The organism is Pseudomonas sp. TE12234, from assembly GCF_054061835.1.
This window is the reverse complement of sequence record NZ_JBSSEP010000010.1, coordinates 112098-124194: the sequence shown is the minus strand read 5'-3', so window position 1 is coordinate 124194 and position 12097 is coordinate 112098. Positions and strand designations below refer to the sequence as shown.

The window sequence follows — 12097 nt, the reverse complement described above, 5'->3', positions numbered from 1 at the left end:
ACCTGTTGGGTGATGACGGGCACGACGGCGCGCGCCCGGTCCAGCGGCAGTAGAAAGAGAGGAAATCAGGCCGGCTTGAGCCAGCGCTCGGTCAGCGCGCCCCAATATGCCGCGCCGGTCAGCAGGATGTCGTCGTTAAAGTCATAGGCAGGGTTGTGCACCATCGGCCGCGATACGCCGTTGCCGATGAACAGGTAGGCGCCGGGGCAGCGTTGCAGCATCCAGGCAAAGTCTTCACTGCCCATGAGCTTGGGCGTGTTGCCATCCACCGCATCAGCACCGACCAGCTCGACGCCCACTTGCCGGGCGAACTCGGTTTCGGCGGCATGGTTGACCAGCACCGGATACGCCGGACGGTGTTCGACCTTCGAACTGCAACCGAAACTCCTGGCCTGGGATTCAATGATCGCTCGCACCCGCTCCAGGGTTTGCTCACGCACCTGGGCGTTCAGCGCGCGCAGGCTCAGGCGCAGGATCGCTTGCTGCGGAATGACGTTGGCCGCCTCCCCGGCCTGCAATGCCCCGACCGTGACCACGACCGCCTGTTGCGCATCGATGTTGCGTGCCACCACGGTCTGCAACGCCATGACTACGCTGGCCGCCGCCACCAGCGGATCGACCGCCAGATGCGGCATCGAGCCGTGGCCGCCGACGCCTTCGATCGTCACTGTCAGTAAATCTTGCGAGGCCATCATCGGCCCTTCGCGAAAGCCCAGGTGTCCGGCCGGCAAGCCCGGCATGTTGTGCATGCCGAACAGCGCGTCGCAGGGGAACCGCTCGAGCAAGCCATCGGCGAGCATGGCTTCGGCACCGCCCTGGCCTTCTTCGGCGGGCTGGAAGATCAGGGTCAGGGTGCCGTCGAACTGACGGGTTGCCGCCAGGTATCGCGCCGCGCCCAGCAACATCGTGGTGTGGCCGTCATGCCCGCAGGCGTGCATGCAGCCCTGATGCTGGCTGGAATAAGTCGCACCGGTGTTCTCGATGATCGGCAGCGCATCCATGTCCGCCCGAATGCCGAGTTTGCGCGGGCTGCTGCCGTTGCGCAGGACGCCGACCACGCCGGTCTTGCCGATCCCGGTGTGCACCTCGTACCCCCACTCCTTCAGGGATCGGGCCACCAGCGCCGACGTGCGGTTTTCCTTGAAGCCGAGTTCCGGGTGGGCGTGGATGTCCTGGCGGGTGGCGTGCAGATCGCTGGCCACGTCGCTGAGCCAGGCAAGAATGTGCTGATGTCGGGTCATGACGATTGTCCTCGGGCCGGGTGTATTCCCGTTCTTTTTGTTCGCTGTGATTTCGCGACACATCAAGGCAGGTCGCGCTCACCGCCAGATAACCGCGAGTCGCGCGCGAGGACAATCGAATGTGGTTCCACCAGATGGAACCTGTCGGTCAGGGGTTCAAGCGGCAACCCTGGCGCTCGCCGATCCACACGGCGCTGTTGCTGCGCCCCAAACCGCTGACGGTGACGCTTTTGCTGGCGGCGTCATCGGTAAAGCCGCTGATGGGCACCCACTGTTTCACGTAGCCACGGCAGTACTCGGCGCCATTGTTCATCACGTAGCGGCACGAGCAATATTCCTTGGCGGTGTAGGCGCTGATGATGTCCGGGAACGCCTCCAGTGCCACCCGCTCACGCCAGCCCCAGCCGCACAGGACGATCAGCAGAATCAACAGCAAGGTGCTGAACGGTCGGCGACGCACGAAGCTGCGACGGTTCATGGCTGCACCTTCCCGCCAAAGGCCTTGAGCGCGAGCTTGAGTAACTGGTTGTGTTGGTAACTGTCGTCGCGGTCATCGCCGTAGCGCACGATCACCAGGTTTTCGCTGGGGATCACATACAGCGCCTGTCCCCAGTGTCCAAGCGCGGCATAGGTGTCCGCGGGTGCGTCGGGCCAGGGCCGGGGCGCGCCCTCCACGGCGCGGTTGAGCCACCAGTGGCCGCCGGGCACGGCGTCATCCTGGTTGGCGTGATAACGGGCAAAGGGTTCGAGGTTGAAAGTGACCCAATCCTTGGGCAGCAATTGGCGCTCGCCCCAGCGGCCGTCACGGGCCATCAACAGACCGATCCGCGCCAGATCCCGCGCGGTGAGGTAGGCGTAAGACGAGGCGACGAAGGTGCCCGCGGCATCGGTTTCCCAGGTGGCATGGTGAATGCCCAGGGGTTCAAACAGCGCGGTCCACGGATAGTCCGCATAGCGGGCCGGGCCGACGATGCCCTTCAACGCAGCGGATAACAGACCGCTATCACCGCTGGAGTAACGAAACACCTGACCCGGTGCGGCGTACGCATCCTGATCGACAGTAAACGCCGCCATGTCGCGGTGCCCCCGGGTGTAGAGCATCGCCACCACCGAGGATTTCAATGGTGCGTATTCGTAGTTTTCCTGCCAGTCAAGGCCCGAGGCCCAGTGCAGCAGGTCGGCCATGGTCATGCCTGGGTATTTTTTCAGTGGCGGATAGAACTTCGCCACCGGGTCCTGCAGATTGAACCGGCCTTCGCCGTAGGCCACGCCCAGCACCGTGGCCAGCAGGCTCTTGCTGATGGACCAGGTCAGGTGTGGCGTTGTGGCGGTGGTCGGGCCAGCGTAGCGCTCGAAGATCAACTGACCGTCGCGGACCACCAGCAAGGCATCGGTGCGGATGCCTCGGCGAGTGGTGTCGTTGCGCGGTGGGAAGGCGTACCCCTCAAACGCCCGAAGTGCCGGCCCGGTGATGCTCGGACCCGATGACCATTGCTCGCCAGGCCAGTTTTCAGCGTGGGCCGCGAGACTGAACAGCAGCACAACAAACAACGGCAGGCCTTTGGGCATGGCGGGTGCTCGTGGGGATTAACCTTCTGAGCCTAGTTGAGGTTGATGACAGTTTTGAAAATTGTATTGCCGGAAAGATGGCTATCGCGAGCCAGCTCGCTCCCATAGGGCAATGCGCTTGAAAAAGTGGGAGCCAGCCTGCTCGCGAAGGGGCCAGTCAAATCGCCGCCAACGCCTTGGCCAATCGCTTGCCCCGTGCCCCCGCCGCCAGATCCATCACCGCTTGATCACGCTGCCACATCACCGCCCACTGCGGCGGCCCTTCGGCCAGCGCTTGATTGATTTCGCCCTTGAGCCCTTCGAACTGCGCAAACAGCCCACCGAGCAATACATGCCCGCACGGGTTGTTCGGTGCCTGGCGGCTGACTTCCGCGCACCCGGCCAGCAGCGCCAGCAGACGTAGTTGCAGGGCTTGCGGCCAATCGCTGTCCTGGCCGACGCCATACAGCCACGCCGTCATGGCGCTCAACACATAAATGTCTTCCAGGGTACGGAACGGTTTGACGTAAGCGTCCCAACCGTCCCCGGCCAGCAATTCGCACAAAGCGTTGTCCAGAAACACCCGGCCATGGCTGATGTCCGGCATCAACGGGATCGGAGCCAGCTTTTCCACGCGCACGCCCGGCTCATCGGGATAGACCACCCCCAGGCTCAGGCACGGATCGTCGCCCGGCGCCTCGCTGCGCGCAGCGATCAACAGCCAGTCGGCGGCATCGCCAGCGGTGACAAAATCCTTGCGCCCGCTCAAGCGCAAGTCGTGCAGGCGGGTCTGCATGTCCGCCACCCGCAGGCTGCGTTGCTCAGTGGCGCACAACGCACCGAGGCTCAAAGGCGCGCTCGGCCACAACATGCGCAACGCCGCTTGATACCCCACCAGAAATGCCAGCCCCGGCGTCGCCATCATCCGCCCCCCCGCCACCGCCAAATCAAAGGGCGTGACCGTGCCCAAGTGGTGCAACAAGGTCGCGTAGCCCTCACCCAGATCCGAATTGGCGGGCAGGCGTTCTCGGCGAATCAACAGGTGTTGCCAGGGCATAAGGGGCTCCTTGTGGGCTGTCATATAAGCATCACCAAAGCTTAACGGCGATGACACCGGCGCTACATAGCCTGACTTTGCACAACACGGCTGCATAAAGAAAGTCGATCGGCTGCACCCAAAGACGAGTGAACAGCCCGCACGGAGATTCGCCATGACTCAGATCGCCCGCATCAGCGACACCGGCAACGAACGCCGCCTGCAAGCCGAACGCCTGGTGGGCGCCGAGGCCTTGCAGGAAGCCCAAGCCTTGCGCTTCAACGTGTTCAGCGGCGAATTCAACGCCAAACTCAAGGGCGCGGAACGGGGTCTGGACATGGACGACTACGATGTTCACTGCGCCCACATCGGCGTGCGTGACCTCAACACCGGGCGCCTGGTGGCCACCACTCGATTGCTCGATCACACCGCCGCCAGCAGCCTGGGCAGGTTTTACAGCGAAGAAGAATTCAGCCTGCACGGCCTGGTCCATCTGCAAGGCCCGATCCTGGAAATCGGCCGTACCTGCGTCGACCCGGCCTACCGCAACGGCGGCACCATCGCCGTGCTCTGGGGCGAGCTGGCCGAAGTGCTGAACCAGGGTGGCTACAGCTACTTGATGGGTTGCGCGAGCATTCCGATGCAGGACGGCGGGGTCCAGGCCCACGCGATCATGCAGCGCCTGCGCGAACGCTACCTGTGCACCGAACACCTGCGGGCCGAGCCAAAGAAGCCGCTGCCGACCCTGGATATTCCATCGAACGTGATCGCCGAAATGCCGCCGCTGCTCAAGGCCTACATGCGTCTGGGCGCGAAAATCTGCGGCGAACCGTGCTGGGACGAAGACTTCCAGGTCGCCGACGTGTTTATCCTGCTCAAGCGCGACGAGCTTTGCCCGCGTTACGCCAAACACTTCAAGGCGGCTGTGTGATGCGTCGGTTGCGCGTGTACGCGCGAATCGCGCGGGTGCTGCTGGTGGTCGCGCTTGGCCTGGGCATGGCCACCGTCTTCGGCGTATTCGAACGCCTGGGCATGGCCCATTCGATGGAGCGTCGCCAACGCTGGTCGCGCTTTTTCATGGCGCGCCTGAGCAATGCCCTGCCCTTCGACGTGACGATCAAGGGTGAACTGCCGAAGACCTCGATGCTCTGGGTCAGCAACCATGTGTCCTGGACTGACATTCCATTGTTGGGAATGCTCACGCCGATGTCGTTCCTGTCCAAGGCCGAAGTGCGCACCTGGCCGGTGGCGGGCTGGCTCGCGGCCAAGGCCGGCAGCCTGTTTATCCGTCGCGGCTCGGGCGACAGCCAGTTGATCCGCAAACAAATGACTCGCCACCTGGAGCAGGCGCACCCGCTGCTGATGTTCCCGGAAGGCACCACCACCGATGGCCGTTCGCTGCGTACCTTTCATGGCCGTTTGTTGTCGGCGGCCATCGATTCTGAAGTCGCGCTGCAACCGGTGGCGATTCGTTATGTGCGCGACGGCGAGCCTTGCCTGCTGGCCCCGTTCATTGGCGACGATGATTTGCTCTCGCACCTGATGCGCCTGTTTGCCAACGATCGGGGCCAGGTGGAAATTCATCTGCTCAAGCCGATCGCTTGCGAAGGTCGCGAACGCGCCGCACTGGCGTTCGAGGCGCAGCAGGCGGTGCAGAAGGTGTTGTTTGGGGCGATTCCGGAAAAAAAGCAAGTCCCATTGCGCCCTGCCATCGCAGCCTGAACACATCCCCCCTGTGGGAGCTGGCTTGCCAGCGATAGCGGTGGGTCAGCCAATGTAGATGTTGGATGATCCGGACTTATCGCTGGCAAGCCAGCTCCCACAGTGATCTATGTCGTTGGATGGCTCTGCGCAAAATCCTGAAGCTGCGGATAGAACAACCGAAAGTCCTCGCTTAACGGCTCGTACAACACCCGCAATTCCTGCATCGCGGCGGCCAGTTCCTCGGGCCGGGTCAAGCGCCGGGCAATCCCGCGCAGCACCTGCTCCAACACCTCAAACTCCCGGTAAGACCCCAACCAGTCATTGGCCACCATGTGCGGTGCGATTTTCGCCAGCCGTTCGGGCAACTGCCGCTCACTGGACAACACCCGGTACACGTCGGAAGTGAAATGCGCCAACGGCTGATCGGCGTACTGCGCCCAGTCCCGCGCCAGGCAGTGGTCGAAAAAAACGTCGAGAACGATGCCGGCATAGCGCCTGCGTGTCAGGGAAAAGCGCGACAACGAAGCGTCCACCAACGGGTGACGATCGGTGAACACGTCGATGCTGCGATGCAGCTGGATGGCCGCTTCGATCTCCGGATCGAACTGCCCTTGCAGCCGTCCCTTGACGAAATCGCCATACAGACTGCCGAGCAGTTGACCGGGACGCTGGCCACCGAGGTGAAGATGTGCGAGATAGTTCATGGGCGCAGCTTAGCACTGCCCCTTGTATCTACACATCAACGTATCGTTATAACTCGATATACCGAAATGTGAGCTGGTCAGAGCCAAATCATATTTGTATATCGCGAAATACCGATTTAAAGTTCGCCCCATCGCGATATAGCGTTTTAATCATCACGAGCCCACACCCATGACCCTCAATCTCGACGAAATAATAAAAGCCCTGGCGCACCCGGTACGGCGAGAAATCCTGCACTGGCTCAAAGACCCGGACGTCGAATTTCCAGACCAGTCCCACAGCAACGAGCACGGCGTTTGCGCCGGGCAGATTGATCAACGTTGCGGTTTGTCGCAGTCCACGGTGTCTGCGCACCTGGCGACGCTGCAACGCGCCGGCCTGATCAGCAGCCGCAAAGTCGGCCAGTGGCATTTTTTCAAGCGCAACGAGGAAACCATCCAGGAGTTCCTCAAAACCTTCAGCAAAGAGCTCTGACCCTTAACGTCAGCCAGCCGAAAAGGAATTAAACCAATGCCCCTCTCGCTACTCATCCTGGCCTTGAGCGCCTTCGCCATCGGCACCACGGAGTTCGTCATCATGGGCTTGCTGCCCAACGTGGCGGCCGACCTTGGTGTATCGATTCCTGGCGCCGGCTGGCTGGTGACCGGTTACGCCCTGGGCGTGGCCATCGGTGCGCCGTTCATGGCGCTGGCCACTGCGAAACTGCCACGCAAAGCTGCGCTGGTGGCGTTGATGGGCATCTTCATTATCGGCAACCTGCTGTGTGCGGTGGCCAGTGACTACAACGTGCTGATGCTCGCCCGTGTGGTGACAGCCCTGTGCCACGGTGCCTTCTTCGGGATTGGCTCGGTGGTCGCGGCGGGCCTGGTGCCGGCGAACAAACGCGCATCGGCCGTGGCCCTGATGTTCACCGGCCTGACCCTGGCCAACGTCCTCGGCGTGCCACTGGGCACCGCGCTCGGCCAGGAAGCCGGCTGGCGCTCGACCTTCTGGGCGGTGACGGTGATCGGTGTGATCGCGCTGATCGGCCTGATCCGTTTCCTGCCGGCCAAGCGCGATGAAGAAAAACTCGACATGCGCGCCGAACTGCGCGCCCTCAAAGGCGCCGGCATCTGGTTGTCCCTGAGCATGACCGTGCTGTTCGCCGCCTCGGTGTTCACCCTGTTTACCTACGTCGCACCGTTGCTGGGCGAAGTCACCGGCGTCTCGCCCCATGGTGTGACCTGGAGCCTGATGCTCATCGGCCTGGGCCTGACCGTCGGCAACATCATTGGCGGCAAGCTGGCGGACAAAGGCCTGGCCGCGACGCTGATCGGCGTCTTCATCGCCATGGCCGTGGTCTCCACCGTGCTGACCTGGACCAGCGTGGCGCTGATCCCCACCGAAATCACCCTGTTCCTCTGGGCCACCGCCTGTTTCGCCGCCGTGCCGGCCCTGCAAGTCAACGTGGTGACCTACGGCCAGGCCGCGCCGAACCTGGTGTCGACCCTGAACATCGGCGCGTTCAACGTCGGCAACGCCCTCGGCGCCTGGGTGGGCGGCAGCGTGATTGCCCATGGTTTCGGCCTGACCAGCGTGCCACTCGCCGCCGCGGCACTGGCGGTACTCGCCCTGCTGGCAACCCTGATCACTTTCCGCCAGAGCGGCAATCCCGAACTGGCTCCTGCGACTAACTGATTGACCATTACCTCACGAGGGTTTTAACGAATGACGACTATTTTCGATCCGATCAAACTGGGCGACCTCGAGCTGTCCAACCGCATCATCATGGCCCCGTTGACCCGCTGCCGCGCCGACGAAGGCCGTGTGCCGAACGCGCTGATGGCCGAGTACTACGTACAACGCGCCTCCGCCGGCCTGATCCTCAGCGAGGCCACCTCGGTCACGCCGATGGGCGTCGGTTACCCGGACACCCCGGGCATCTGGTCCAACGACCAGGTACGCGGCTGGACCAACGTCACCAAGGCCATCCACGGCGCGGGCGGCAAGATCTTCCTGCAACTGTGGCACGTCGGCCGGGTCTCCCATGAGTCGTACCTGAACGGCGAAAAACCGGTCGCACCGAGCGCCATCCAGCCTAAGGGCCACGTCAGCCTGGTTCGCCCGTTGTCCGACTACCCGACCCCGCGCGCCCTGGAAACCGCTGAAATCGCCGACATCGTCGACGCCTACCGCGTCGGTGCCGAGAACGCCAAGGCCGCCGGTTTCGACGGCGTGGAAATCCACGGCGCCAACGGCTACCTGCTCGACCAGTTCCTGCAAAGCAGCACCAACCAGCGCACCGACATCTACGGCGGCTCCCTGGAAAACCGTGCACGCCTGTTGCTGGAAGTGACCGACGCCGCCATCGAAGTCTGGGGCGCAGGCCGTGTGGGTGTGCACCTGTCGCCACGTGCCGACTCCCATGACATGGGCGACGACAACCTGGCCGAGACCTTCACCTACGTGGCCCGTGAACTGGGCAAGCGCGGCATCGCCTTTATCTGCTCGCGCGAGAAAGAAGGTGCCGACAGCTTGGGCCCACAAATCAAGGAAGCCTTCGGCGGCCCGTACATCATCAACGAACGCTTCACCAAGGACAGCGCCAACGCCTGGCTGGCCGCCGGCAAGGCGGACGCCGTCGCTTTCGGCGTACCGTTCATTGCCAACCCGGACCTGCCAGCACGCCTGAAGGCCGATGCGCCGCTGAACGAGGCTCATCCGGAAACCTTCTACGGCAAAGGCCCGGTGGGATACATCGACTACCCGACGCTGTAAGCCTGAGCGCCTGAAACGCAAAAGCCCCGACTTGTAAGAGTTGGGGCTTTTTGTTGCCCTTGACAGCGACCCGACCGGGATGCTCAAGGTGTCCTCAGTCCCAGGACAGCGGACACCTTGCCGCTGCCCCCCTCTTGCGCCAGAGCGTCTTTTGTTTGGTTTCGTTTAATTACGAAGACGCATTACCGGATGACGCCGTAGGACCTTGTAGGCAAACTCCGAATCTTGCGTTTGGGCACTTTGATGCCTTGTTGCGTTTTTCTTTGACGGGATAGTCTCCGGACGTCGCTGACCCATTCAGCGATCGGGCTTGGAAACCCGTCGAGCAAATTGCAACAACGTGCCCAACATGAGCGCAGTCGTATTGCGGCTGCAATTCTGTGTCATGGCGGCTGTGCGTGGGACGTCTTCGGACGTGCCGGTCTTCCTTTGCTCCCGGTTTTCCAACCTGCGCACAGCTGCCACCCATTCGCTTGGAAACGAACGTGGCGGCTCCTCAAGCTTAGGAGTTACACCATGGCTAAAACCAATCCAATCGATCCCTCAGAACTCAAAACCATCGGCTTCACCCCTTTCATCTACTGCTCGAACCAGGCGCTGTTTCATGTCAGCCGTGGTGTGCCCCTCGCCGACGCGTTAGCCCAGGCCTCCAATCTGCTTTTCCTGGTCAAGGAGCTCGCCGTCGACGCCGCCTACGCCAAAGACACCGACCGCCACGCCTGGGCCGCCCATTACCTGACAGCGATGAGCAAAGCGGTGATCGATGATGTGGCGAAAGTGCTGGATCGAGAGGCTGATCGTGAGCGCACGGTAACGCCATAGGAACGGCTCATGGGCGTAAAAAAGCCGCGTACGAACGCGGCTTTTTTCACTGCGAAATTGCGCTCCATTTGACTATCCGTTTGCATCCGACCTGACCAGTCACTTGCATTGGTTCTGACCCGCGATTGCATCGGATTTGACCAGCACGCGCTATAACCATGATCGGCAGAGAACAGCCAGAAGCGGTCGATCTTTGTATCAAGCAGGACCACTTCAGGAACCTATCCTTGCCTCAGCACAGGCCTGACCTCCACCCTTTCACGACCAGCGCCACTCAGGTTCCGATAGGTGCTCGGCAAAGAAATCCGACAGCGCCTTGATCTTTACCGACCTGGTGCGTGCCGATGGTGTAACGAAGTAAAGCCCACCCCGCGCCATGCTCCACTCAGGCAAAAGCACGACCAATCGACCATCGGCAAGGTATTCACTCGCGATGAATTCAGGGAGTTCGGCGATAGCCAACCCTTCAAGCAAGGCGGGCAGCAAAGCGTCCGAATTGGTTACTCTCAGTTGGCCGCTGGGTACCACATCTTCCTCGACCCCATTCTCATGGGTAAAGCGCCACACCTGGCTGCGAGCCCGATATGCATAACTGAGGCATGACCGGGCGGCCAACTCACGCGGATGCTTGGGCCAACCGTGCGCTTCCAGATAGCCCGGAGACGCGACCAGGTATTGTGTGACTGCACACAGTCGGCGAGCCACCAGAGACGAGTCGGGCAAAACCGCAATGCGCAGCGCCGCATCAAAGCCGTCGGCGATAAGGTCAACGGACGCATCTGAAAGGTGCAGATCGATAGACAGTTCAGGGTAGCGTCGCATCAATTCTGGCATCAGGGGCGCGACCCAGCGCAAACCGAACGACATGGGTATGGCCAGTCGAACCTGGCCACGGGGTTGAATCGCTAATTCCTGGGCCTCGCTCTCGACATCTTCGGCCTGCCGATAGATCTCCCCTGCTTTCGCCGCCATGCTCGCACCAAACTCGGTAAGCGCCAGCTGCCGTGAGGTGCGATTGAACAATCGCCCGCCCAATCGCTCCTCCAGCCGGGCAACGGCCCGCGATACGGTGGGCACCGAAACACTCATGACACGCGCTGCGGCGGCGAACGAACCCTCTTCGGCCACTTTGGCAAACATGGCCAACCCTTCAAAATCCGGAAGTTTGCTCATTTCATTTCTGCAACGATAGGTTTCAGACAATTCTATTTTGAAATGAAACCGCCGTCGATATGCTTCTCCCACATCGCAACTTACTCAACCGAACAACGGGAGAAACACCATGACTGACAAACTCAAAGGCAAAATTGCACTGGTTACCGGCGGCACCACCGGTATCGGCCTGGCTACTGCGAAACGCTTCGCTGAAGAAGGTGCCCACGTGTACATCACCGGTCGCCGCCAGGTTGAACTGGACGCCGCGGTAGCCGCAGTCGGCAACGCCACCGGCGTGCAGGTCGACTCCACCCGGCTTGACCAACTCGACGCGCTTTACAGCCAGATCGGCGCTGCCCACGGTCGTATCGACGTGCTCTTCGCCAACGCCGGTGGCGGTTCGATGCTGGCGCTCGGAGAAATCACCGAACAGCACTACGACGACACCTTCGACCGCAACGTCAAAGGGGTGCTGTTCACGGTACAAAAAGCCTTGCCGCTGCTTGCCAAAAACGCTTCGGTGATTCTCACCGGTTCAACCGCTGGCAGCTCCGGTACCGCCGCGTTCAGCGTTTACGCCGCCTCCAAGGCTGCCGTACGGTCGTTTGCTCGCAACTGGATACTCGACCTGAAAGATCGCCACGTGCGGGTCAACACCATCAGCCCCGGTGCGACGCGCACCCCTGGCCTGGTCGATCTGGCTGGCCCGGATGCCGCTCAGCAGCAGGGGTTGCTGGACTATCTGGCCTCGCAGATCCCCATGGGTCGTGTGGGTGAAGCGCAAGAAATTGCCAGCGCCGCTCTATTCCTGGCGTCGGATGATGCCAGTTTCGTCAACGGCATTGAGTTGTTCGTCGACGGCGGCCAGGCACAAGTCTGATGACTCTATCGGGCGGCTGCAAAAGCCGCCCCGTTAACCGACTTAAGAAAGGCCATTCAATGAACACGCTGAAACGGCTAGGGCTCGCAGTCGGCGTGTCACCCTCGGCGTCGCGGCACAGGCAGCGACCACCACGGCCGAGAGCGCTCCGGCCATGAACTCATCCGCCCCGCTTCACGTTTCGGCCATCGACCATGTGAGCACGAAACGACATTTATCCATAGGATGGACCTATATAAAGGATTGCATATC

13 protein-coding genes are annotated in these 12097 nt (G+C 61.8%); 7 read left to right on the top strand and 6 right to left on the bottom strand.

The genetic code is table 11. The annotated features are described in order from the left end of the window. Nucleotides 1-65: 65 nt before the first annotated feature. From ACVWYU_RS17175 to ACVWYU_RS17160, 4 genes are all read right to left on the bottom strand, one after another. Nucleotides 66-1241, bottom strand: coding sequence for a M20 aminoacylase family protein (locus ACVWYU_RS17175; RefSeq protein ID WP_457373240.1), 1176 nt, complete (start codon nucleotides 1239-1241; stop codon nucleotides 66-68). Between the two features lie 148 nt (nucleotides 1242-1389). Next, complete coding sequence (locus ACVWYU_RS17170) at nucleotides 1390-1719, bottom strand: amidase (RefSeq protein WP_390959183.1); 330 nt, start codon at nucleotides 1717-1719, stop codon at nucleotides 1390-1392. Beyond that, the gene (locus ACVWYU_RS17165) at nucleotides 1716-2810 is read right to left on the bottom strand and encodes a serine hydrolase domain-containing protein (protein WP_457373239.1); all 1095 of its coding nucleotides are present in this window, start codon (nucleotides 2808-2810) and stop codon (nucleotides 1716-1718) included. The genes ACVWYU_RS17170 and ACVWYU_RS17165 overlap by 4 nt, the downstream gene beginning before the upstream one ends. A 157-nt stretch (nucleotides 2811-2967) precedes the next feature. After that, the gene (locus ACVWYU_RS17160; RefSeq protein ID WP_457373238.1) at nucleotides 2968-3846 is read right to left on the bottom strand and encodes an acyl-CoA dehydrogenase; all 879 of its coding nucleotides are present in this window, start codon (nucleotides 3844-3846) and stop codon (nucleotides 2968-2970) included. Between the two features lie 154 nt (nucleotides 3847-4000). Between ACVWYU_RS17160 and olsB the strand changes: the two genes are divergently transcribed. Next, nucleotides 4001-4756, top strand: coding sequence for an L-ornithine N(alpha)-acyltransferase (gene olsB / locus ACVWYU_RS17155; protein WP_457373237.1), 756 nt, complete (start codon nucleotides 4001-4003; stop codon nucleotides 4754-4756). Beyond that, a complete protein-coding gene (locus ACVWYU_RS17150) occupies nucleotides 4756-5547 on the top strand; it encodes a lysophospholipid acyltransferase family protein (RefSeq protein WP_457373236.1) in 792 nt (263 codons plus the stop codon). Before olsB ends, ACVWYU_RS17150 begins: the two co-directional genes overlap by 1 nt. A gap of 107 nt (nucleotides 5548-5654) precedes the next feature. On the opposite strand, the gene ACVWYU_RS17145 is transcribed toward ACVWYU_RS17150, so the two are convergent. Then, complete coding sequence (locus tag ACVWYU_RS17145) at nucleotides 5655-6233, bottom strand: acyl carrier protein phosphodiesterase (RefSeq protein WP_457373235.1); 579 nt, start codon at nucleotides 6231-6233, stop codon at nucleotides 5655-5657. 169 nt (nucleotides 6234-6402) lie between these two features. Here ACVWYU_RS17145 and ACVWYU_RS17140 point away from each other — a divergent pair, with 169 nt between their 5' ends. The 4 genes from ACVWYU_RS17140 to ACVWYU_RS17125 all read left to right on the top strand — a co-directional run bounded on the left by ACVWYU_RS17140 (nucleotide 6403) and on the right by ACVWYU_RS17125 (nucleotide 9810). Further along, nucleotides 6403-6705, top strand: coding sequence for an ArsR/SmtB family transcription factor (locus ACVWYU_RS17140; protein ID WP_090317247.1), 303 nt, complete (start codon nucleotides 6403-6405; stop codon nucleotides 6703-6705). A gap of 36 nt (nucleotides 6706-6741) precedes the next feature. After that, nucleotides 6742-7908 carry an MFS transporter gene (locus ACVWYU_RS17135; RefSeq protein WP_457373234.1) on the top strand — a complete coding sequence of 389 codons (1167 nt, stop codon included), beginning with the start codon at nucleotides 6742-6744 and terminating at the stop codon, nucleotides 7906-7908. A 30-nt stretch (nucleotides 7909-7938) separates the two neighbouring features. Further along, on the top strand, nucleotides 7939-8988 hold the full coding sequence (locus ACVWYU_RS17130) for an alkene reductase (RefSeq protein WP_090317241.1): 1050 nt from the start codon (nucleotides 7939-7941) through the stop codon (nucleotides 8986-8988). 516 nt (nucleotides 8989-9504) lie between these two features. Then, the gene (locus ACVWYU_RS17125) at nucleotides 9505-9810 is read left to right on the top strand and encodes a DUF3077 domain-containing protein (protein WP_090317238.1); all 306 of its coding nucleotides are present in this window, start codon (nucleotides 9505-9507) and stop codon (nucleotides 9808-9810) included. Between the two features lie 258 nt (nucleotides 9811-10068). On the opposite strand, the gene ACVWYU_RS17120 is transcribed toward ACVWYU_RS17125, so the two are convergent. Then, nucleotides 10069-10983 carry a LysR family transcriptional regulator gene (locus tag ACVWYU_RS17120; RefSeq protein WP_457373233.1) on the bottom strand — a complete coding sequence of 305 codons (915 nt, stop codon included), beginning with the start codon at nucleotides 10981-10983 and terminating at the stop codon, nucleotides 10069-10071. A 109-nt stretch (nucleotides 10984-11092) separates the two neighbouring features. On the opposite strand from ACVWYU_RS17120, the gene ACVWYU_RS17115 reads away from it, so the two are divergent. Next, nucleotides 11093-11845, top strand: coding sequence for an SDR family NAD(P)-dependent oxidoreductase (locus ACVWYU_RS17115; protein WP_090317232.1), 753 nt, complete (start codon nucleotides 11093-11095; stop codon nucleotides 11843-11845). The last annotated feature ends 252 nt before the right edge of the window (nucleotides 11846-12097 follow it).